Source organism: Rhizobium sp. Root149 (assembly GCF_001427345.1).
GTDB classification, from domain to species: domain Bacteria; phylum Pseudomonadota; class Alphaproteobacteria; order Rhizobiales; family Rhizobiaceae; genus Neorhizobium; species Neorhizobium rhizoryzae.
The window spans coordinates 263721-284763 of record NZ_LMGD01000024.1; the positions used below are offsets into that span (position 1 = coordinate 263721).

At 57.5% G+C, this 21043-nt stretch carries 21 protein-coding genes; 8 read left to right on the top strand and 13 right to left on the bottom strand.

The annotated features are described in order from the left end of the window. Positions 1–4 precede the first annotated feature (4 nt). On the bottom strand, positions 5–793 hold the full coding sequence (pcaD, locus tag ASD54_RS24245) for a 3-oxoadipate enol-lactonase (protein ID WP_062557152.1): 789 nt from the start codon (positions 791–793) through the stop codon (positions 5–7). 90 nt (positions 794–883) lie between these two features. Here pcaD and pcaQ point away from each other — a divergent pair, with 90 nt between their 5' ends. Continuing rightward, entirely contained in the window at positions 884–1801 is a 918-nt protein-coding gene (pcaQ, locus tag ASD54_RS24250) for a pca operon transcription factor PcaQ (protein WP_062557153.1), read from the top strand. On the opposite strand, the gene ASD54_RS24255 is transcribed toward pcaQ, so the two are convergent. The 3 genes from ASD54_RS24255 to pobA form a co-directional block, all read right to left on the bottom strand. Continuing rightward, positions 1796–3013, bottom strand: coding sequence for an MFS transporter (locus tag ASD54_RS24255; protein WP_062557154.1), 1218 nt, complete (start codon positions 3011–3013; stop codon positions 1796–1798). The genes pcaQ and ASD54_RS24255 overlap by 6 nt on opposite strands. 4 nt (positions 3014–3017) lie before the next feature. Then, the gene (locus ASD54_RS24260) at positions 3018–4067 is read right to left on the bottom strand and encodes an NAD(P)-dependent alcohol dehydrogenase (RefSeq protein WP_062557155.1); all 1050 of its coding nucleotides are present in this window, start codon (positions 4065–4067) and stop codon (positions 3018–3020) included. A gap of 142 nt (positions 4068–4209) precedes the next feature. Further along, positions 4210–5379, bottom strand: coding sequence for a 4-hydroxybenzoate 3-monooxygenase (pobA, locus tag ASD54_RS24265; protein WP_062557197.1), 1170 nt, complete (start codon positions 5377–5379; stop codon positions 4210–4212). Between the two features lie 180 nt (positions 5380–5559). Between pobA and ASD54_RS24270 the strand changes: the two genes are divergently transcribed. Together ASD54_RS24270 and ASD54_RS24275 are read left to right on the top strand one after the other, a co-directional pair. Then, positions 5560–6390, top strand: coding sequence for a helix-turn-helix domain-containing protein (locus tag ASD54_RS24270; protein ID WP_162249608.1), 831 nt, complete (start codon positions 5560–5562; stop codon positions 6388–6390). Positions 6391–6427: 37 nt separating this feature from the next. Next, positions 6428–6766 (top strand): hypothetical protein, encoded by a 339-nt coding sequence (locus ASD54_RS24275; protein WP_062557157.1) that lies wholly within the window; start codon positions 6428–6430, stop codon positions 6764–6766. A gap of 12 nt (positions 6767–6778) precedes the next feature. On the opposite strand, the gene ASD54_RS24280 is transcribed toward ASD54_RS24275, so the two are convergent. Both ASD54_RS24280 and ASD54_RS24285 read right to left on the bottom strand, forming a co-directional pair. Then, entirely contained in the window at positions 6779–7195 is a 417-nt protein-coding gene (locus ASD54_RS24280) for a hypothetical protein (RefSeq protein ID WP_062557158.1), read from the bottom strand. Positions 7196–7203: 8 nt separating this feature from the next. After that, a complete protein-coding gene (locus ASD54_RS24285; RefSeq protein ID WP_062557198.1) occupies positions 7204–8046 on the bottom strand; it encodes a TIGR02587 family membrane protein in 843 nt (280 codons plus the stop codon). 241 nt (positions 8047–8287) lie between these two features. Here ASD54_RS24285 and ASD54_RS26325 point away from each other — a divergent pair, with 241 nt between their 5' ends. From ASD54_RS26325 to ASD54_RS24295, 3 genes are all read left to right on the top strand, one after another. After that, the gene (locus ASD54_RS26325) at positions 8288–8446 is read left to right on the top strand and encodes a YqaE/Pmp3 family membrane protein (protein ID WP_082547372.1); all 159 of its coding nucleotides are present in this window, start codon (positions 8288–8290) and stop codon (positions 8444–8446) included. An 87-nt stretch (positions 8447–8533) separates the two neighbouring features. After that, entirely contained in the window at positions 8534–9388 is an 855-nt protein-coding gene (locus ASD54_RS24290) for a sulfite exporter TauE/SafE family protein (RefSeq protein WP_062557159.1), read from the top strand. A gap of 96 nt (positions 9389–9484) precedes the next feature. Continuing rightward, complete coding sequence (locus ASD54_RS24295) at positions 9485–10987, top strand: carboxypeptidase (protein ID WP_244484840.1); 1503 nt, start codon at positions 9485–9487, stop codon at positions 10985–10987. A gap of 24 nt (positions 10988–11011) precedes the next feature. On the opposite strand, the gene pcaF is transcribed toward ASD54_RS24295, so the two are convergent. Genes pcaF through ASD54_RS24310 form a run of 3 tightly spaced genes read right to left on the bottom strand, consistent with a single transcriptional unit; the run spans position 11012 to position 13622 of the window. Continuing rightward, positions 11012–12217 carry a 3-oxoadipyl-CoA thiolase gene (pcaF, locus tag ASD54_RS24300; RefSeq protein ID WP_062557160.1) on the bottom strand — a complete coding sequence of 402 codons (1206 nt, stop codon included), beginning with the start codon at positions 12215–12217 and terminating at the stop codon, positions 11012–11014. 11 nt (positions 12218–12228) lie between these two features. Further along, the gene (locus ASD54_RS24305) at positions 12229–12918 is read right to left on the bottom strand and encodes a CoA transferase subunit B (RefSeq protein WP_062557161.1); all 690 of its coding nucleotides are present in this window, start codon (positions 12916–12918) and stop codon (positions 12229–12231) included. After that, a complete protein-coding gene (locus ASD54_RS24310) occupies positions 12915–13622 on the bottom strand; it encodes a 3-oxoacid CoA-transferase subunit A (RefSeq protein ID WP_062557162.1) in 708 nt (235 codons plus the stop codon). The genes ASD54_RS24305 and ASD54_RS24310 overlap by 4 nt, the downstream gene beginning before the upstream one ends. Before the next feature lie 135 nt (positions 13623–13757). On the opposite strand from ASD54_RS24310, the gene ASD54_RS24315 reads away from it, so the two are divergent. Then, positions 13758–14513: an IclR family transcriptional regulator gene (locus ASD54_RS24315; RefSeq protein WP_062557200.1), complete on the top strand. Its 756-nt coding sequence runs from the start codon at positions 13758–13760 to the stop codon at positions 14511–14513. A gap of 68 nt (positions 14514–14581) precedes the next feature. After that, entirely contained in the window at positions 14582–15946 is a 1365-nt protein-coding gene (locus tag ASD54_RS24320; RefSeq protein ID WP_062557163.1) for an amidase, read from the top strand. Here the strand turns inward: ASD54_RS24320 and ASD54_RS24325 are convergent, their stop codons facing one another. The 4 genes from ASD54_RS24325 to ASD54_RS24340 all read right to left on the bottom strand — a co-directional run bounded on the left by ASD54_RS24325 (position 15947) and on the right by ASD54_RS24340 (position 21030). Further along, on the bottom strand, positions 15947–17794 hold the full coding sequence (locus ASD54_RS24325; protein ID WP_062557201.1) for a DUF2264 domain-containing protein: 1848 nt from the start codon (positions 17792–17794) through the stop codon (positions 15947–15949). 71 nt (positions 17795–17865) lie between these two features. Next, on the bottom strand, positions 17866–19143 hold the full coding sequence (locus ASD54_RS24330) for a sugar ABC transporter substrate-binding protein (protein WP_062557164.1): 1278 nt from the start codon (positions 19141–19143) through the stop codon (positions 17866–17868). Positions 19144–19201: 58 nt separating this feature from the next. Then, on the bottom strand, positions 19202–19906 hold the full coding sequence (locus ASD54_RS24335; RefSeq protein ID WP_062557165.1) for a DUF624 domain-containing protein: 705 nt from the start codon (positions 19904–19906) through the stop codon (positions 19202–19204). Positions 19907–19920: 14 nt separating this feature from the next. Beyond that, positions 19921–21030, bottom strand: coding sequence for an ABC transporter ATP-binding protein (locus ASD54_RS24340; RefSeq protein WP_062557166.1), 1110 nt, complete (start codon positions 21028–21030; stop codon positions 19921–19923). Positions 21031–21043 lie beyond the last annotated feature (13 nt).

The following is a 21043-nucleotide window of genomic DNA, read 5'->3' on the forward strand; positions in this document are numbered from 1 at the left end:
CCAGTCAAAGGGCGGATAGAAAACGGCGGAGAATGCCGGTGAAGAGTTCCGGCGTCTCGACACAGGGTATGTGCGCCGCTCCTTCGATGATCTCGAAACCGCAACACGGAATGAGGTCGGCAAGCGAACGCACCAGTTCCGGAGGGGTGGAACCGTCTTCCGCGCCGGCAACGCAGTGCGCGGGGACCGCGATACGCTTTGCGACATCGGTGAAGTCTGCATCCCGAATGGCTGCACAAGCGCCGGCATATCCTTCGACAGGCTGACGAAGGAGCATATTGCAGTAGCCTCGATAATCCGCGTTTCCATTCGTACGGTACGGACCCGTAAACCAGCGTGACATGATGGGTTCGAGTATGCTCCCAATCCCGCCGCTCTCCACCGCACCAATGCGCGCTGCCCAGAATTCCGGCGTACCGATTTTATGTGCCGTGTCTGCGAAGAAGAGACCTCGAATGAGATCCGGGCGCTTGTCGTAGGTGCTGAGCGCAATCAACCCACCGATGGAAAGTCCGCAGAGCGTTACATTGCGCAGGCCGTAGTGCTCAATCAGCGCGATCAGATCGTCCGCGAAATTTTCGATCTGATAGGGCGGCGAAGCAAGATCCGACAGGCCATGTCCGCGCTTATCAAATGTCAAAAGCGTGAATTCATCCGAAAGCGCTTCAACAACCTGGCTCCAGATGCGTTGATCCGTTCCGAGCGAGTTAATGAAGGCAATCGCGGGCTTGCCACTGTCAGCCCCGACGATGTCATGGCTGATTACAACATCGCCAATGCGCAAGAATTTCATGATGAGTTCCTCCGTGCTCTTTATTGCATCGCTCAAATGGTTAGGTAAAATAAGATTTTGAGGCCATATTCTTAACTCAGGGGTTATTATTTGATCGGATCGCGCATCAAGTACCGCCACCTTCAGACATTCGTGGAGGTCGCCCGGCAGCGGAGCGTCGTGAAGGCCGCAGACAGTCTGCACATTAGCCAGCCTGCCGTGACGAAAACGATAAGGGAACTTGAGGACGTCTTGAAGGTCGAACTCTTCGAGCGAGATGGACGCGGCATCAGGATCACCAAACCGGGGGAGGTGTTTCTCCGGCATGCAACGGCCTCCCTGACGGCGTTGCGCCAGGGCATTGATTCAGTCTCGCAGGAGCAGTTGGACAGCGTCCCACCTGTTCGCATCGGTGCCTTGCCAACCGTGTCGACCCGCATCATGCCGCGCGCTATGGAGCTTTTTCTGGCGGAAGGCACACGAAGCCGCATCAAGATCGTGACAGGAGAGAACGCTGTTCTCCTGGAGCAATTGAGAACCGGTGATCTGGATCTGGTCGTTGGTCGATTGGCGCCGCCCGAAAAGATGACCGGCTTCTCGTTCGAGCACCTCTATTCCGAGCAGGTGCTCTTCATCGTCAGGGCGGAGCACCCGCTGTTGACAGAAAGAGGACCGATCTTCGCCAGTCTCGGCGATTACCCGGTGCTTATGCCGACGCGCGGTTCGATCATCCGACCATTTGTAGAGCAGTTCCTGATTGCAAATGGTGCTGGGCCTCTTTCCAATCAGGTAGAGACTGTATCGGACTCGTTCGGCCGTGCTTTCGTCCGGTCGAGCGATGCCATCTGGATCATTTCCAGCGGCGTCGTTGCGGGTGACATTGAGGATGGCGTCCTGGCAGCACTTCCGCTCGATACGACGGAAACGCGCGGCCCCGTTGGCCTCACGCTTCGTACGGACGCGACACCAAGCCTGCCGATGTCCATCCTGATGCAGACCATTCGTCAGGCGGCTGCCGAGATTTCATGAGTGTCTGGTCGTCAGTCTTCCACGATGCTCGATCAGGAAGAGGACCAGACCGAGAATTCCAAGCAAGCCGCCGGTCGCGGCGGTGCCGCTCCATCCGCCCGCATGATAGGTGACGGTGCCGAGCGTTGAACCAATAGCGCCACCAATAAAGGCGGATGTCATATAGATCGCGTTCAGGCGCCCTCGCTTTTCCGGTGCGATGGCGAAGATGATGCGCTGCGATACGATCTGGTTTCCCTGCACGGCGGCATCGATCAGAACAGCGCATATCGTCAGCAGGATGAGAGCACCGGCAGCGACCGCATATCCCGACAATGCGAAGAAGACGGCGAGCCCGAGCATGGCAGACATGGATAACGCCATGCCCCAGCCGCGATCAGACAGACGACCGACGACTGGTGCCGCGAGCGCACCACCCGCGCCCGCAAGTGCAAAGAGGCCAATCCCTTCCTGGCTAAGCCCGAACCGCTCACTCAGAGCAAACGGGATGGCTGTCCAGAAGAGATTGAACGCACAGAAGATGATTGCCTGATACGTCGACCGCCAACGAAGAACCGGCGTTTCCCGGATCAGGCTCCCCATGGATCGCAGGATTGCGGGATAGCTCATGCTGGATTGGGGTTTTTGTTGCGGCATGACCTTGAGCAGGGTGACGCCGATGAATGCCATAAGGCACGCAGAAAGAAGGAAAATCGCTCGCCATCCGAATGTCGCTGAGACGAAAAGCGCGATGGGGCGTGACAGCATGATCCCGGTCAGAACGGCTGCCATGACATTTCCGACCACACGACCACGCTTCTCGATCGGAACCCTGTGCGCGATGAAGGGGATGAGAACCTGCGCTCCCGTCGAGCAGACGCCAATCAGGAAAGAACAGACGAAAAACGGGACTACGGATGTCGAGACCGCCATGCCGAGCAGACCGAAGAGCGTGATGGCCAACAGCGTCAGTGTCAGCCGCTTGTTTTCGATCCGATCCGCCAAAGACACGAGGAAGAACAGCCCAATACCATAACCAATCTGGGTCGTACTGACGAGCGCGCCGGCCAGGTCTCCTGTGATTCCGAGTTCAGGGGCGATCTCGTTGATCAGTGGTTGCGCGTAATAGATGTTGGCGACGAGGGAACCCGCCGCCAACCCCACAACAGAGATCAACGTCCGTGACGGTCCAGCGTCACTGTCTTGCCGGTGTTCGGTGCGTTGATCCGTCATTGCTTCAAGCCTTTGGGAGAGTCGCCATATCGATGACGAAGCGATAGCGGACATCGCTCTTGATCACACGCTCATAGGCTGTGTTGATATCCTTGATGTCGATCAGTTCGATTTCCGCAGTGATGTTGTGCTTGCCGCAGAAATCCAGCATCTCCTGCGTTTCCTTGATCGATCCGATCATGGAACCGGCCAGGCTGCGCCGACCCGGGATGAGCGAGAATGCATGCACCGGCACCGGTTTCTCCGGCACGCCGACCAGAACCATCGTGCCATCAACCTTCAGAAGGTTGAGATAGGCGTTCCAGTCGATGTCCGTGCCGACGGTGCAGATGATCAGATCGAATGTTCCGGCCAGCGTCTTGAAGGTCTCTGCATCGGACGTTGCATAATAGGCCTTCGCGCCAAGCTTCAGTCCATCATCCTTTTTCGATAGCGTCTGGCTAAGAACCGTCACATCGGCACCCATTGCCGCGCCAATCTTCACACCCATGTGGCCAAGGCCGCCCATGCCGACAATCGCGACCTTCTTGCCCGGACCCGCTTTCCAATGCGCGAGCGGTGAATAAAGCGTGATGCCGGCGCACAAAAGCGGCGCAGACTTGTCGAGCGGCAGGTTGTCGGGGATCGACAACACATAGCCTTCCTTCACGACGATATGGTCCGAATAGCCGCCGTAGGTGGGTGTCTGCCCATCAGCCTCTACGTCGTTATATGTCTGAACGAGACCCGGAAGATACTGCTCGTTATCGACGTCGCGCGTCTGGCAATGAATGCAAGAGTCGACAAAGCATCCGACGCCGACATGATCGCCCACCTTGAAGCGTGTTACCTTCGGCCCGACGGCGGTCACGACGCCTGCGATTTCATGACCCGGGACCATCGGAAACCGGGAATTGCCCCATTCGTTGCGGGCCTGGTGAATATCGGAGTGGCAGACACCACTGAACTTGATGTCGATCACGACATCATCCTCGCGCGGCTCACGGCGCTCGAAGGTAAAGAACTCAAGCGGCTTGGATGCATCCGTTGCCGCATAGCCTCGTGCTATAGCCATGTTTGAACCTTCCAAAAATTGCATCTGAAAATGAAACTGCCCCGGTGGGGGCAGCAGTATTACTTAACGCGCAAATGCGTTTTCTGGTTTGTTCGATCAGCCGGAATTGTTGCACGATTCTCCAGACTGCTTCAGGCTGCGGTCAATACGGCAACCCGACATAGTTTTCTGCCATGGCCGTGGACGCCGCCTTGGAGTGGATAAGGTAGTCGAGCTCTGACTCCTGGATCTTTTGCCCGAAGTCGCCGGTATCGGGAAAGCGGTGCATCAATGTTGTCATGGACCACGAGAAGCGAACCGATTTCCAGACGCGGCTGAGCGCGCGTTCCGAATAAACGTCGATACCGGCTTCGGACTTTTCTGCGAAATACTCCTGAAGGCCGTTGAAGAGATAGTAGACATCGCTCGCAGCAAGGTTCAGCCCCTTCGCCCCAGTCGGTGGAACGATATGGGCGGAATCTCCCACCAGGAATAGTCGGCCGAACCGCATGGGCTCTGCAACGAATGACCGAAGAGGGGCAATGGATTTTTCGAACGATGGGCCAACGACCAAAGCCTCCGCGTGATGCGCAGGAAGGCGACGACGGAACTCGTCGAAGAAACGCTCGTCACTCCAGTTCTCTACCTTATCGTCAAGCTCACACTGAATATAATAGCGGCTACGGGTCTCGGAGCGCATGGAACTGAGTGCAAAGCCTCGCGGATGATTGGCATAGATCAGTTCGTGACTGACAGGCGGAATGTCGGCGAGGATGCCAAGCCATCCGAATGGGTAGACCTTTTCGAAGGTCTTGATGGACTTCTCCGGAACTGACTTCCGGCTGACACCGTGAAAGCCGTCGCAGCCTGCAATGAAGTCGCAATCTATCCTGTGCGTAACCCCGTCCTTTTCGTAGGTGACATAAGGATTTCCACCATCAAAGTCGAAGATCTGCACATGGTTCGCTTCGTAGACCGTGGGGGCGCCAGCGACTTCGCGCGCATCCATCAGGTCCCGGGTCACTTCAGTCTGGCCGTAGACCATAACCCGTTTGCCAGTCAGGGCAAAGAGATCGATCCGATGATCGCGTCCGTCGAAGGCAAGCGAATATCCGTCGTGCGGCAGTCCCTCGGCAAACATCCGCGCCGCAACACCGGCCTGCTCCAGCAGCCCAACGGTTCCCCATTCCAGAACACCCGCCCGGACGCGACCCAGAATATAGTCCCGGCTGACCCGATCGACGATGATGTTGTCAATGCCTGCTCTGGTCAGCAACTGTCCCAACAACAGGCCCGATGGCCCCGATCCAATGATGGCAACTTTGGTGCGCATGAAATCCTCCGGATGCTCTTCCTCTCCATGAAAATTGACAAAGCCGACGTGGCTTAACAATGGACAATTCTGCCGGTTTATTGGACAAATCGAACATGGATGTGGGGAGGCGGGTGGATCATGTCAGTTCCAACTTACGGACTTTATGGCGAAGATCCCGCCGAGAGCCGACTTTTCTGGTTGCATTGCGAAACCATCGTGTCGCGGAGCAGCACGTACCGCTTCGAGATTGCGTTACACCGGCATGAGAGTTTCTTGCAGTTTCTTTACATCCGCTCCGGCGCGGGCGATGTTGTGCTGGAGGACGGTACCATCACGCTGCAACCCCCTTGCGTGGTCGTAATACCGCCCGGCCCCGCACATGGTTTCCGCTTTTCCCGCGATATCGATGGCCTCGTGGTCACGATAGCCACCCGGCTTGTACGCGAACCCTTGCGCAGCGTGATTGATGATGCACTAGGACGACTGTCAGATCCGCTCATGGTGCCACTTGATCAGGATACCGCCGACGCAAGCTACTTTCAGGCGACATTCGCCCGCATCGTAACGGAACATCAGCTGGATACGCCGCAGAATGACATTCTTCTCGAATTGCATGTCGCGGCGGTCGTGGTCATGCTGCTCCGCAGAGCCTTGCCGACGCCTGGCACTCAACCCGAAACACTGGCGGAATTGCGTGTTCGTCAGTTCAAGGATTTGATCGTTCGTCATTTGCGCGATCATTTGCCTGCCGAAGCCTATGCGCGGCAATTGGGTGTTTCGCCAACTCATCTTAACCGGATGGCTCGCCTCGTCACCGGCAAGACGGCTCATGAACTCATTATGGATCGCTTGATGGACGAAGCATGTCGTGAGCTCGTCTTTACCGGATACAGCATTCATCAGGTCGCAGAAAACCTGGGCTTTAGTGATGCCGCATATTTCTGTCGCGTATTTCGTAGCCAGATTGGTCTTACACCCAAGACGTATCGCGATCAGGAGATTGCGCGGATGAGGAACAAAGAGGTTTGAATGCCTGTTTATCGCACTGAACGATGAAGGAGGTTTCATGACCGAGCATTTGCAGGAACTGTCTGGCAACGGACGTCTATCCTTGGGTGGAGAAGAATCCAGCGTCGGCTACAAGCTTGTTGCCACACAACAGCCGGACCAGCAGATTGTCGTCGCCGTCAGCGTCATGGCTCCCCGGGACTGGCTTCTGAAACAAGGCTTTGAACGAGAGGCGACGCTCCATCGAGAGGCTGGTGAAGACCTCGACGTCGCTCTCGACGGCCAGTTGGACGTAAGCCATCCGGTCTCTGTGACGCTTCGCAGCGAAGATCAGACATTCTCTTCCCTCGAGGCTGCTCGAGCGGCCTTTCCTGAATTGGGCCGGATGAGAGATTGACGGAATGTGTCGTCAGGGTTCCGTGAAGCCTGACGGCATCAACTCGAGCGGATTCGAACGCGGGTCTGTTCGAAAGTAGAGAGCTCCCTTCGTTCGGGATTCAGCGGGCGCGAAATCGAACGTGACCTCGGCTGTCTCGGACGGTACGTTTTGCGGCGTTACCTTTCCAACCACTCGAACTGATGCTGCGGTGCTCGGCCCTGAATTCTGCAGTTCAATATCGACCCGGTAAAGCGCTCCGGCCTGCTCGATCTGTAGCATCCTGACGCTAAGGTCGGGTGGTCTCGAGTCAGCCAGAACCGCCTCCCGGCCTATCCACGACATCAACGCCAGAACGAGCACGGTCGATACGATACCGGTCAACCATTCGATCCAGTGCGGTTTCCCGGTTTCCGTATGCGTTTTCTGTTGCCTGTTGGATGTGGTCATGGTCGGTCTCACAGAACGAGGCGAGCGGAGGCAGCGCCCACGGCGCCGGGGAAGTTCAGCACGATCATGGACATCATGGCCTGCGTCAGGGACGTATCGTCCAGTCGGCCGAATGTCCAAAGGACGTAGACACTGATGAGTGATGTGACGATGTAGCCCGGCAGTGTGAACCGGACGAGCGCGTGCCAGGCGGGTGCATTTCCTGCAAGCGTGTGTGTTCCGCGAAACTGTGCCGCGTAGACGAAAGCGTGCATGAGTAAGATGGAGATGACAATCGTCGCCATGCTGTGCCAGTGCGTCATCTTGTAGGAGATCGCGATGATCTCCTCTGTCGGCGCTATGTTGAGATTGAGGAACAGAGCGCCTACAGCCATCATGAAGAGTTCACCCGAGTAACTGGTTGATGCCTCTTCGGCCGGCTCTTGCTTCTCATCGTCGTCCTGCTGTCCGCCCAACTGGCTGCGCCCAAGAAGCGCACCGATGCTTGCCGGAACAGCCTGAAGGGCGATTTTTCCGACCCATTCGCGCAGAGGCTGATCCTCCATCACGATTCCGAGGAGGGTTAGGATTACAGCACTGGTAAGGATGCCGAGCGCGTATGCAACGATTGCGTCTCGCGCCGCCTCGGACCAAGTGAATGTATGTTCGAACCCGATGCGCCGCGCCAACAGGACGAGAACCGGAAAATTGACGACGAGGAGAAGGAGAAGCCGCTCTCGTGGCATGTAGAAGCCAAGGAACCAAAGCTCCATGGTCATCAGCATCGGAATACCAAAGATCAGTGCGCCGGCTGCGCCACGCAGCAGCCCGATGGCGAAGCGGGTCGTTTCGGATTGATTGTCAGCCGTCATGCGCAAAAGATACCGGGTCGTCTGCAACGCAACGATGCAAGTCCTTCAAAGGATCGACCTCCAGATTAGCGCAAGTCCTGACCTCGCGGAATTAGAGCGGCTGGATACATCGGAAAGGGATCCTGATCATAATTCTTGCGCGGGATGCCTTGCGGTGCGGCCTGAGGAAAACCAGATCTGAACCATCAGCGGAGTTGTGCGTTTGCACGGCTCCAGACAACGCCGATTATGAGGAACCACCGTGGACGTCATTCGTATTCTTTTCGCCATTCTCCTGCCCCCGGTAGGCGTGTTTCTGCAGGTCGGTCTCGGCCTTCATTTCTGGCTGAACATACTGCTGACGCTGTGCGGCTATCTCCCGGGTATCATTCACGCGATCTGGGTGATCGTGAAAAAATAAAGTTGATGGGCGTATTTACGTCTTGAGCGCCCTTGGCCAATTTGCGCCTCATGCTCATAAGCATGAGGCGTTTTTGCGAGGGACGACATGGTGGAGTTTTTGGGAGTATCGGTGCAGGAACTTGCACTGCTTGTCATTGCACTCCTTCTCGCAGGATGTTTGACAGGAATACTGGCAGGATTATTCGGTGTCGGCGGCGGCGCCATCATTGTGCCTGTGCTTTACGAACTCTTTCGTCTGCTCGGTGTGCCGGAAGAGTTGCGGATGCCCCTGTGCGTCGGCACTTCGCTGGCCATCATCATCCCGACGTCCTTCCGCTCTTACCGAACACACCGAAGCAAGGGAGCCGTTGATCGGGACGTCTTGAAGGTTTGGGCGGTTCCGATCCTGTTTGGCGTCCTGGCAGGAAGTGTGATTGCCCGCTATGCGCCGCCGGAAGTCTTCAAGCTGGTCTTCATCGCTGTTGCAGGTTTTTCAGCTGTCAGGCTTCTGTTTGGTCGGGAGAGTTGGCGGCTCGGTGTGGAGCTTCCGGGCAAGCCTGTCCTGCGTGCCTATGGTGTCGTGATCGGCTTGCTGTCGTCGCTCATGGGCATCGGTGGAGGGCAGTTATCGACGCTGATGCTGACCTTCTATTCGCGTCCAATCCACCAGGCCGTAGCTACTTCTTCCGGAGTAGGGCTGCTTGTCTCGATCCCGGGAGCGCTCGGCTACATCTACGCGGGTTGGGGGCGAGCTGCCGAAAATCCCGAAATAGCCGCTTTGCAGTTCCCGCTCGCCATCGGTTATGTATCGCTTCTCGGCGCCATACTGTTTATCCCCACGAGCGTGCTGTGTGCTTCCTTTGGCGCCAATCTTGCGCACCGCCTGTCCCGTCGTCGACTTGAACTGGCTTTCGGTGTCTTTCTGCTGCTGATTTGTATCAGGTTCCTGCTTTCGCTTTGAAGGCATTCACCGGGTATTGAAGCTGAGTTGAGTTTCCCTCATGGCGGACTGCCCTATGTTGAAATCAGCAGAAGGGGTAGTCCATTGCGATATGTCTTGATTTCAGCTCTTGTTGCCGCAGTCGGCCTCGCTGCACCTGGGTTCGCGCAGGAGCGTCCAAGAGGGGAGAGAGCCGAACAGGCATCGCCTGACCCATCGGGTCTGCTTGACCTTCTACCATCCGACGTGACGACCGAAGCAGTCCTGAAGACGTCGCAAGGCGAGATGGCTTACCGAGCAACGGCTGGAACACTGGCGCTGCGCGGCTCCGACGGTAAAGTTACCGCAAGGATTTTCTATACGGCCTATCGGGCAAAGGATCCGGTACAGGACAGACCCATAACCTTTGCCTTCAATGGTGGGCCGGGTGCCGCATCTGCCTATCTTCACTTGGGGCTCGTCGGACCGAAGATCCTCCCCTTCGAAGGAGCCAATCGAGATGGAATCCGGCCCGAGCTTCGGGATAATCCAGAGAGCTGGCTTGCTTTCACTGATCTTGTTCTGATTGATCCGGTAGGGACCGGCTGGAGCCGCGCCGTCAATGATGATGCGGCGGCGCGCTTCTATGGTGTGCGTCAGGATGCCGAGAGCCTTGCAAAGGCCATCGCGCTCTACGTGCAGAACAATGGCGTGTTGGCAGCCCCGAAATATCTGCTGGGTGAAAGCTATGGCGGCTTTCGCGCAGCCAAGGTGGCGCTCGCGCTGAAGAACAATCAGAACATGGTGCCAGCCGGGATTATTATGGTCTCGCCATTGATGGAAGGCCGGTTCGTCTTCGGGCCCGAGAAGGATCCGCTGGCGGCAGCGCTTCAGTTCCCCTCACTCGTGGCGGCGCAGATGGAACGAAAGGGCACATTCACCACGGATGGGGTGATGCTGGCCGAACGTTTCGCCAATCGCGACTATGTCAGCGCATTGATTGATCCGCCGGAGCAGGGCGCGGATGCTGACGCGATCTACGACCGCATCGCGACGATGACGGGCCTTGCACGGCAAGACGTCGTTCGCACACGCGGTTTCGTTGGGGAGATCTATGCCAAGCAGGCGGCGGGCGAAGGGCAGATTTTAAGCCCGTATGACGCGAGCGTTCCTGTGCCGGATGCCTATCCTGAAGCCAGCTACGCCCGCAACGATGATCCTATTTTGGAGGGCTATACACGCGCCTACGGGTCGGCCTTCGCGGCCTATGCAAGAGACGTGCTCGGCTTCAAGACCGAGATGACCTATTCCCTGCTCAACGAAGAGGTTAACCGTCGCTGGGAGTGGAATGGCGGTCGTGGTGGAGATGCCCGTGTCTCGGCAAGTATCGCCAATGATTTCAGGGACCTGTTGTCCGTCATCCCGTCATTTCGTGTCATGGTGGTCCACGGCTACAGCGATATTCTGACGCCGTATGGCGCAAGCCGCTTTGTGCTCAATCATTTGCCGGAATCAATCGCCAAGGATCGAACCCAACTCAGGCTCTATCGTGGTGGACATATGTTCTACACGAATGATGCGGAGCGAAGCAAAATGTTCGGGGATGCCGCGCAATTCTACGGTCGACAATCGGGGCGATAGCCGCCCCGATCGCGCCTTCCCCGATCAAACCCGTTCGATGATCGTGGAAATCCCTTGACCGACGCCGATGCACATCGTTGAAAGCGCATAGCGGCCGCCGGTTTCATGCAGTTCGATGGCGGCTGTACCCACGATGCGGGCTCCGGACATGCCAAGCGGATGTCCGAGTGCGATTGCACCGCCATTGCGGTTCACGCGTGCATCGTCGTCCGCGATGCCCAGATGACGAAGGGTCGCCAGACCTTGGCTTGCGAAGGCCTCGTTGAGTTCGATGACGTCCATCTGCTGTTGCGTTAAACCAAGGCGCGCGAGGAGCTTTGCGGAGGCCGGTGCCGGGCCAAAGCCCATGATACGCGGAGGAACGCCAGCGGTGCCACCGCCTACAATTCGAGCGATTGGGCGAAGACCAAATTTCTTGATCGCCGCTTCAGACGCGATGATCAGCGCCGCCGCACCATCGTTCACACCAGAAGCATTGCCAGCCGTGACAGTGCCGCCTTCCTTCTTGAATGGCGTCGGCAGTTTCGCCAGCGTTTCAATTGTCGTTGCGCGGGGATGTTCGTCCTTTGCAACGATCACCGGATCGCCCTTGCGCTGCGGAATGGTAACCGGCGTGATTTCCTTCGCCAGACGCCCATTGCCTTGCGCTTCTGCGGCCTTGTTCTGGCTGCGCACGGCAAACGCATCCTGATCTTCGCGGCTGATATTGAAGTCTAAGGCAACATTCTCACCCGTTTCCGGCATGGAATCGACGCCATACTGCTTCTTCATCAACGGGTTCACGAAGCGCCAGCCAATGGTCGTATCGTAGATCTCCGCGTTGCGGGAAAAGGCGGTTTCCGCCTTGGGCATGACGAAGGGCGCGCGGCTCATGCTCTCGACGCCGCCGGCTATCATCAATTCGGCCTCGCCGGACTTGATGGCTCGGGCAGCTGTGATCACCGCATCCATGCCTGAACCACAGAGGCGGTTGATCGTTGTACCCGTGACGCTCACCGGAAGACCGGCAAGGAGAAGCGACATGCGGGCGACGTTGCGATTGTCTTCACCGGCCTGATTGGCGCAGCCGAAAATGACATCATCCACCGCTTCCCAATCGATGGAGGGGTTGCGTTCCATCAGGGCTTTCAGCGGCACGGCGCCGAGATCATCCGCACGAACCGAGGAAAGGGAACCGCCGAAGCGGCCGATCGGCGTGCGAATGTAATCGCAGATAAATGCGTCGGTCATTGGCATGCTCCTTACACTTGCGGGACGACGAGGTCGGCCACAGGACCATCCGTATGGAGCGGTGCTCCTGTCATGGCCTGAAGCTCATCCATCGTCATGTCAGCCAGCTTTTCGCGAACGACAAAGTGACCATCTTTCACGTCGATCACCGCATGGCTGGTGTAAATCCGCGTGATGCAGCCGACACCGGTGAGCGGAAATGTGCACTTGTCGACCAGCTTCGGCTTGCCGTCTTTCGTGACATGTTCGGTGATGACGAAAACCTGCTTGGCACCGTGCACGAGATCCATGGCCCCGCCAACGGCCGGAACGCCCTTGGACCCGACACGCCAGTTTGCGAGATCACCATTCTGGGCGACCTGATAGGCGCCGAGGATGGCGACATCGAGGTGACCGCCGCGTACCATGGCGAAACTGTCCGCGTGGTGGAAAAAGGCTGCACCCGGCTTCAGCGTTACGGCTTTCTTGCCAGCGTTGATGAGATCCCAGTCTTCCTCACCGGCAGCAGGGGCTTCGCCAAAATTGAGGATTCCGTTCTCGGTGTGAAAGATCGCTTCGCGTCCGGGCGGCTGGAAACGGGCAACCATTTCTGGAAAGCCGATGCCGAGATTTACATAGGCGCCGTCTTCGATGTCCTGTGCAGCGCGCCATGCAATCTGCGCGTTGGAAAGCTTGATGTCTTCGCGTGTGTCGAGGGTCATGCGTATGCAACTCCTGCGCGGATCAGAACTTCTTCCTGTTGCGGGTCGGCGATTTCCACAACGCCGTTCACGAAGATGCCCGGTGTGACGACATGCTCCGGATTGATGCCGCCTGCTTCCACAATTTTGGACACCTGAGCGATTGTCGTCCTGGCTGCCATGCACATCAGGGGGTTAAAGTTTCGTCCTGCCTTGTTGTAAGTCAGGTTGCCGTGAACATCGCCGAGTTCCGCCTTCACAATTGCGAAATCGGCCTTCAGCCAGCGCTCCTGCACATAGTGACGCCCTTCGAATTCCGCGATCACCTTGCCGTCGGCCAGTTCGGTGCCGTAACCCGTGGGGGTGTAGAAAGCCGGGATGCCTGCGCCACCAGCGCGGATTCGCTCTGCAAGGGTCCCCTGCGGCACCAGCTCGAGCTCGATCTCGCCCGCGAGATAGCGATCTGTGAAGGCGCGCGGATCGGAGGAGCGCGGGAACGAGCAGATCATCTTTTTGACCATGCCTGCATCAATCATCGCGGCGATGCCGATCCGTCCATTGCCAGCATTGTTGTTGATGACGGTCAGGTTCTTCGGACCGTGGTCAATCAGCGCGTGAATGAGTTCGATCGGCGCGCCAGAACCACCAAAACCGCCGATCATGACGGTTGCGCCGTCCATTATCTTGGAGACGGCTTCTGCCGCGCTCCGAATTGTCTTGTCCATTTTGAGAGACTCCCATGCTCCTCTTCGCGGCGCAGTAAGCGCCTTTCGCCAGCATGCGTCAAACAATTTGTGCGTTATTTGACATTTGTTCGATTATCGCACAATGTGAGCAAACTGTAGCGGAGGGATATGGCGGTGGCTGATACGGATCTGATGGGTGGCTTCGCCAAAGGCCTGCGCGTGATCGAAGCGTTTGGCGAAAATACGCCCAAGCTTTCCATAGCTGACGTTTCGAAGATCACGGCCCTCGACCGCGCAACCGCACGCCGCTGCCTGCTCACATTGTCGGAGCTTGGCTATGCCGATTATGACGGCAAGTTCTTCAGTCTGACGCCGCGAATTTTGCGGCTCGGCCATGCCTATTTGTCTGCAACGCCCATGCCCAACATCGTTCAGCCGTTTCTCGACAGGCTTTCAGAAGAGGTTGGTCAAAGCGCATCCGTCAGCGTTCTGGACGGCTGGGAGGTGGTCTATATCGCCCGAGCCTCCCAGAGAAGGGTCATGTCCATCAATCTGACAGCAGGCAGCAGACTCCCGGCCTATTGCGCGTCCATGGGGCGTGTTCTGCTGGCGTCCATGCCGCCGGATCAGGCCAGAACTCTGCTGGAGCAATGTCCCAGGACGAAGAACACGCCACACACGATGACGGAACCCGACGAGATCATGGCGGAGCTACAGAGAGTACGGGGTCAGGGATATGCGGTGATCAACCAGGAACTGGAACTGGGCCTGTGCTCTCTCGCGGTGCCGCTTCACGATGCCAAGGGCAGGGTGGTCGCAGCCGTCAACATCGGGGCGCCGGCAGCGCAAATCGCGGCGGATGAGATGGCGGACCGCTTCCTTCGTCCGTTGCAAAGGATCGCTGCAGAACTACGTCCGATGCTGCGATAAAGCTTTGAATTTGTATTGCAGGCGGCTAATGAATCGGTAGACCTCAAAACGTCAGCTGCGGAGCATTCATGTCCAGATATCCTACCGTCGTCGAAACCGCCGAGGCCCTGGATCGTGGGATCGTATCGTCGAGTACGCTGACCAAAGAGACACTCGCGCGGATCAATGATCCGGCAGGCGAAGGAGTTCGGGTGTACATCCGCCGCAACGATCAGCGAGCCGTGAAGCTGGCCGAGGCTTCGGATACGCTGAGAACGGCAGGTATCAAGCGATCACCCCTTGAGGGTGTCCCGATATCGGTCAAGGATCTGTTCGATATCGCTGGTGAAACGACGCTTGCGGGTAGCATCGCGCTGAAGGATGCCCCCGCAGCGCAGGAAATTGCGCCGGTTGTACAGCGCCTCATCGCCGCCGGGGCGGTGATCACCGGCACGACCAACATGAGCGAATTTGCCTTTTCAGGCATAGGCATCAATCCGCATTACGGGACGCCGCGCAATCCTTACGACCGGGACACGGGGCGGGTATCGGGTGGCTCTTCGTCGGGTGCCGCGATTTCCGTGACGGACGGGATGGCCGTCGCGGCAATCGGAACGGATACGGGTGGCTCTATCCGGATTCCATCCGCGCTGTGCGGACTGACCGGGTTCAAGCCCACTGCGCGCCGGGTTTCTGCGCAAGGCGTGGTGCCGCTTTCGACATCCCTTGATTCAATCGGACCTCTGGCGGCCAGTGTGACCTGCTGTGCCATCATCGACAGTATCATTTCCGGAGACGGCCTGGACGTTCCGGTGGAAGCCCCGATCAAGGGTTTGCGACTTGCTGTTCCGCAGACGATCGTCCTGTCCGACATGGACGAAACGGTCTCACGAGCCTTCTCCCGAACGCTGGACTTACTGTCCGATGCAGGTGCGATCATCAGCGAAATCGGCCTGGAAGAGTTTTCCGAAGTTGCCGATATCTATGCGCGCGGCAACATGGTCGCTGCCGAAGCTTTTGCCTGGCACCGTGAGCTTATTTCCCGAGCGGCTGAAAACTATGACCCCCGCGTCAAGCTGCGGATTACCCGCGGAGGGGAACTGAGCGCCGCCGATTACATTCGCTCTCTCGAGACACGGGCTGCATGGAAGCGCCGCGTCTTGCAGAAGGTTCACGGATTCGATGCAATGATCATGCCGACGGTGCCGGTGATTGCCCCTGCAATCCAGCCGCTTATCAATGACGATGCGAAGTTCTTCGCGGCCAATGGTCTCATCCTTCGCAACCCGACCATGATCAATTTTCTCGATGGATGTGCACTCTCCGTTCCGATGCATCAGGGCGATGAAGCTCCCTCAGGCCTGATGATCGCGGGAACGGAGATGCGTGACCGTCAGATTCTCTCAGTCGGTCTCTCCATCGAACGTGTGTTGCAGCAGGCCGCGAGTCGCTGATCAGAGATCGAAGGCCGCAATCTTCCGGCCTTTGTCCCTAACCAGTTGTTCGAGTTGCTCAATTGTCGGCATTGCTGGCAGATTGGTCAGATATTCGGCCTTCCAGGCGTGATTGGGCATAGCCAGGATTGCCGAGGCAAGGGTGGATGTACCTGCCGGGACACTTGCACGTAGTTGCGGCACCAGTGTGCGCGCCCAGATCAGATTGGTATTGGCAATGGCCAGCTGTGCCTTGCCCGCTCGTTTGACCGACGAACCGCGATCAATGATCAGGCTTGTATCGGTCTGGCCATACCAGATGGCTGAGTTTTCCGTCTCGACCATCGTATCGCGATTGAAATCGGCACGCTGAATCGGGAAACTACCCTCCGCCGTGAAAAGATTGCGTGGTGTGGTCAGGCGGTGTACGCGCAGATGCCACGGGTTGCGCGGAATGAGCCAGGTCTCTACCTCGACATCGCTCCATGCTTTCCAGCGCGAATAGAGAACATGATCAGCGATCAGCGCGTCTTCCAAGGTTTCCCGCATGCGGAAATGCACGCCGTCGTCGGATAGGCCAAGCATGTTGTCGAAGCTCGCCGCATCGAAGTGCCTGTCGTTGGCTTCGATGTTGAAGCCGTAGCGTGTTGAATAGGCGAACTTCGAATATTTCTCGTTCGAGCCCCGCATCTTGTCATGCTCCTGGCCGGTCGCCAGAACCACGATATTGTCCGGTTGATGCATGGCTACCATGCCAGGCTTTTCCAGCGCTACGACATCGTCGCAAGCTGGGGCTTCCTCTTCGGTCGCGGCCCAGAAGGGATGACTAGCCGGCAGAGCCAGAGGCAGGAAGAACTTGAGTGCCCAATAGGGCGAGCAGGCGGAGTTGTAGCTCTCGCTCATCAGAAGATTAGGATAGCCGTAGCCGACGGACAGAATGCCATCGCGATCTGCGATCGGAAGCTTAGACCACCAGCGAAGGTGACGGAGGTAATAGCCTTTGATCTGGCCCCAGGGCAGGGCTTCAATATTTGCAAAGGCGAGTCCGGCCCAGAAGCCGCCTTGCGCAAAGCGATAGGTCTGGCTGCGACCAAATGCGAGCGCGGAACCATCCGGCCCGAACCAGTTGCGAATATCCTGTGTGAAGCGCCCTGCGCGGGCGATGATCCTCGCCTTTCGCTGATCATCTCCGTTGGCAAGAACGGCATAGATAAGCCCATAATAATGCATGGCAAAGGGAATGTAGTGGTCGACACGACGGACAGGCCCATCCCGATACCAGCCATCCCCGATGTCGAAGGCTTCCAACTCTTCCAGATAGGCTTCGGTCTTCGTTTTGTCGAAATCTATGCCAATTTTCTCCAGGCCAAGATCGACAAGAACACGGAAGAATTTCCAGTTGTTGTCGACATAGTCTCGTTCCCGTGCCTTCAGGAGGTAACTGGACACGATGTCCTTGCCGCGCTTGTCCAGAGGGGCCCAGAGATGGTGCGGCACGAGCGCCAGCCCGAACCCGATTGCGGCGAGTTCAACAAGTCTCTGATTCCGGTCGGATACATCGCCCCAATATTCGGGGTGATCGGGATCCATGCCGTTGACGAGGCCGCATCGGTAGAGATCCCAGTACGCAAATTCCCCTCCACCTGCCGCAAAGGGCACGATGCCCCAGAGCGGGCGCGCGAAGCCTTCCAGATCTGCCGCCGGGTGATCGAAGATGGCGCCTGCTGCACTTAAAGTGACGCGCGCGCCGCCTTCCGAGAAGTAGGGCAAGAGCGGCTCGAACAGGTCGATCAGCGCGTTTGCCACATCCTGGCGGGTTTGAAGGGGATTGCCATGGAGCGGATTGGCGCGGAGCAGGGGATGAGGCACGGCAAGAATTCCAGTCTGCGATTGTTTCACCAGCCGCGGAGAACTACTCCGCGGCTGGGTTTGATCGGGCCTTACTTGATGGCCTTTACGCCTTCGTTCATCTCCTTGATGCCGTCGGCAATCGACATGTTGTCGGTCATGATTGCATCATGGGCGCGGTTCAGAACCACTTCGATCTTGGCGGCATTCGGGTTGACTGCCATTTCGAGATAGGACTTGCCGGACTGTAGCGCATCCTTGCTGTTCTGGTCCTGCGGGAAGCCGGGAAGCGACGTGATCTTGGCAGCTACGTCGCCGGTGCGCATGGCAGGCAGAGTGCCGGTCGATGCCACGATCGCAGAGCCTTCCGCTCCGGTGACGAACTTGATGAAGGCCAGAGCCTCCTTCTGGTGATCCGAGTTCTTGTTGACGGAGAGGCCCGAGATCTGCGCAGCCGTCGTGCCGGCTGCAACGCCTTCCGGATGCGGGAACTTGACGATACCCCAGTTCTTGGCCTTGGATTCACCGGACTTCACCTTGGCAATCTGCGTGCCGATGAACCAAGTGCCCATGGGCAGCATGCCGACGGTGCCGTTGAAGAACAGAGCCGAATAATGCGTGTTGGAGGTCTTCAACTGCGCATAGGACGGTACGGCTCCAGCCTTCTGCAGCGCCAGCGCGCGCTCGTACCAAGGCTTGAGGAACTCGTATTCACCACCGGTTACGGTGTGCTTTCCATCCTGAATGCCCGGAAGCTGTACCGTCGAACGCCAGGTGTGCAGAAGCGCGCCATAGGTCTTGTTGACGCCCATGCCGCCCGTAAGCTTCAAAGCCGTCTCGTCAAACTGCTTCCAGGTCCAGTCATTGGTCGGATAGGGAACGCCTGCTTTGTCGAAAATGTCCTTGTTGTAGTAGACGATCCAGAAATCCGAGCGGAACGGGATGGAATAGATCTTCCCGTCGACCGTCAATTCCTGCAGCAAGCCACCGAACGGTGCGGGATCAATCTTCTCATCCTTGATGAAGGCGCTGAGATCCGTGATGGTATTGGCCCGAACGAGGTTGGCGTAGCCGGGCACATCCTTGATGGTCACGATGTCGAGGTCCTTGGAGCCCCCGGTCAACTGTGTAGACACCATCTGCGGATAGTCTTGGGAGCCGAGATCGACCGGCTCGACCTTGATGTTCGGGTTCTTCTGCTGGAACGCCTCGATCAATGGTTTGTAGTAGGCGACCTTGTCCCAGTCCCACAGCGCCCATTTCAGCGTCACCGGTGCAGATTGCGCAAGCGCCGTGCCTGCCAAAAGCGTCGCAAGCCCCAGGCCGGTGGCCGCGAGCTTCAATGTTCTCCCCAACTGTTCCAGAACCATTCTGATCTCCTTCCCTGATCGTGTCTGGTTCAGGCGTTGCTTCTGCAACACCTGTATTTCATGAACCGTTCCTGTCCTTCGACAGGGCAAGCGCGTGCATTGCGGCTCCATGTGCGCCAAAGACGATGGCGAACATTCCGAGCGAAAAATTTATGGCCGCAGGCATGAAGACCGAGACCGGGTAAAGCAGGATGTGGGCGAGCCAAAGTGCGCCGACGAACAGAAGCGCGCCGACGAGCGGCAGCGGCGTGAGCAGAATGGCAAGCGCCGAGAGACGGATCGTAGACAAGACAGAGCGGCTTTCGATGACGGAAATCACGATAAACTGACATGTCATCATCGCCACGAACAGTGTAACGGACAGGCTGACCGTAAGAGGTGCTGCATAGGCGAGATCTGTTGCCGCGTAGGATGCGTAGGTCCGGACTGCATAGGCGCAAAGGCCCAGCACTGCGCTTGTAACGATAGCCCAGACTGACGCTCTCAACCAATAAGCTCTCAGCGCATCCAGGTAGTCCCGCAAAAGATAAACGTTCCGGTCTTCCACGAAGGCACGGGAAACACTCGCCATCGCAAAGATCGCTGCCGGGATCGTGACCACCAGAAGAGATGTCAGCAGGAACAGGATGTTGAGCTTCACCATCTCCCACCACTCGCGGCCGAGAATTTCTGCAAACAGGGCGAGGCCGGTGCGTTTCGGCGCATCTTTTGGGATGCCCGCGCCTTCCTTCGTCCAGTAGTTTTGCAGCCATTGAACGGCCATGGTGTTATCTGCTCCTAGTACAGGATTGAAACCTGAGTCTGCGGGTCGAAAAGCTGCGCATTGGTCATGTCTGCAGTCAGCCGCACCTCTTCGCCCAATCGCGCTTTAAAACGCGGCGACACGCGCGCGATCATGTTCTGCCCGCCGGCGATGAGATTGAGATGCACCTCCGAGCCCATGGGTTCCGCCAGTTCGACGGTTGCCGAGAAGGGGGCAGTATTGGCCGGATCGATATCGCCCGGCGCAAGTTCGTGGAAGTTTTCCGGTCGAATTCCGAGAATGATCTCTTTGCCAACATAGGGTTCGATCCGCGCCCGATCAAAGCTTACTGGAAGTGGCAGGACATGATCGTTGAAAACCGCGACCAGCCGCTCTCCATCCTTTCGGATGGTGCTGGGTAACATGTTCATCTGCGGTGCGCCGATGAAGCCTGCCACGAACATGTTGATTGGCCGGTCATAGAGGTTCTGCGGCGTATCCACCTGCTGGATATGCCCGTCCTTCATCACCACGATGCGGTCGGCCATGGTCATGGCCTCGACCTGGTCGTGAGTGACGTAAATGAACGTGGCATTCAGTCGCTTATGCAGCTTGCTGATTTCAGCGCGCATCGTGCCGCGAAGCTTGGCATCGAGGTTGGAGAGCGGCTCATCCAGCAGGAAGACCTCCGGATTGCGCACCATGGCACGGCCCAATGCCACACGCTGGCGCTGGCCGCCCGACAAGGCCTTCGGCTTCCGGTTTAGAAGATGACTGATATCGAGAATCTTTGCCGCCTCCTGCACCTTGCGGTCGATCTCGTCCTTGGGAGCCTTCCTGAGTTCGAGACCGAACGCCATGTTCTTATAGACGGTCATATGCGGATAGAGCGCATAGTTCTGAAAGACCATCGCGATGTCGCGATCCTTGGAGGGCACATCATTCATCAGGTCATCGCCGATGATGAGTTCGCCACCCGAGATTTCCTCCAGCCCTGCGATCATGCGCAGAGTGGTCGACTTGCCGCATCCCGAAGGGCCGACCAGAATGATGAACTCCTTGTCGGCGATCTCCAGATCGATGTCGTGTACGACGGTCAGCGCGCCAAAGGTCTTGTTCAGTTTCTTCAAAGAAATGCTTGCCATCTGCCCTTCGGCC

Bases quoted from the DNA above. Each gene is read 5' to 3' on its own strand.
- ASD54_RS24260 (WP_062557155.1), bottom strand. From the start codon at position 4,067: ATGGCTATAGCACGAGGCTATGCGGCAACGGATGCATCCAAGCCGCTT.
- pcaF (WP_062557160.1), bottom strand. From the start codon at position 12,217: ATGACCGACGCATTTATCTGCGATTACATTCGCACGCCGATCGGCCGC.
- pcaD (WP_062557152.1), bottom strand. From the start codon at position 793: ATGAAATTCTTGCGCATTGGCGATGTTGTAATCAGCCATGACATCGTC.
- ASD54_RS24330 (WP_062557164.1), bottom strand. From the start codon at position 19,143: ATGGTTCTGGAACAGTTGGGGAGAACATTGAAGCTCGCGGCCACCGGC.
- ASD54_RS24340 (WP_062557166.1), bottom strand. From the start codon at position 21,030: ATGGCAAGCATTTCTTTGAAGAAACTGAACAAGACCTTTGGCGCGCTG.
- ASD54_RS24255 (WP_062557154.1), bottom strand. From the start codon at position 3,013: ATGACGGATCAACGCACCGAACACCGGCAAGACAGTGACGCTGGACCG.
- ASD54_RS24305 (WP_062557161.1), bottom strand. From the start codon at position 12,918: ATGACCCTCGACACACGCGAAGACATCAAGCTTTCCAACGCGCAGATT.
- ASD54_RS24310 (WP_062557162.1), bottom strand. From the start codon at position 13,622: ATGGACAAGACAATTCGGAGCGCGGCAGAAGCCGTCTCCAAGATAATG.
- pobA (WP_062557197.1), bottom strand. From the start codon at position 5,379: ATGCGCACCAAAGTTGCCATCATTGGATCGGGGCCATCGGGCCTGTTG.
- ASD54_RS24275 (WP_062557157.1), top strand. From the start codon at position 6,428: ATGACCGAGCATTTGCAGGAACTGTCTGGCAACGGACGTCTATCCTTG.
- ASD54_RS24280 (WP_062557158.1), bottom strand. From the start codon at position 7,195: ATGACCACATCCAACAGGCAACAGAAAACGCATACGGAAACCGGGAAA.
- ASD54_RS24335 (WP_062557165.1), bottom strand. From the start codon at position 19,906: ATGGCCGTTCAATGGCTGCAAAACTACTGGACGAAGGAAGGCGCGGGC.
- ASD54_RS24320 (WP_062557163.1), top strand. From the start codon at position 14,582: ATGTCCAGATATCCTACCGTCGTCGAAACCGCCGAGGCCCTGGATCGT.
- ASD54_RS24290 (WP_062557159.1), top strand. From the start codon at position 8,534: ATGGTGGAGTTTTTGGGAGTATCGGTGCAGGAACTTGCACTGCTTGTC.
- ASD54_RS24285 (WP_062557198.1), bottom strand. From the start codon at position 8,046: ATGACGGCTGACAATCAATCCGAAACGACCCGCTTCGCCATCGGGCTG.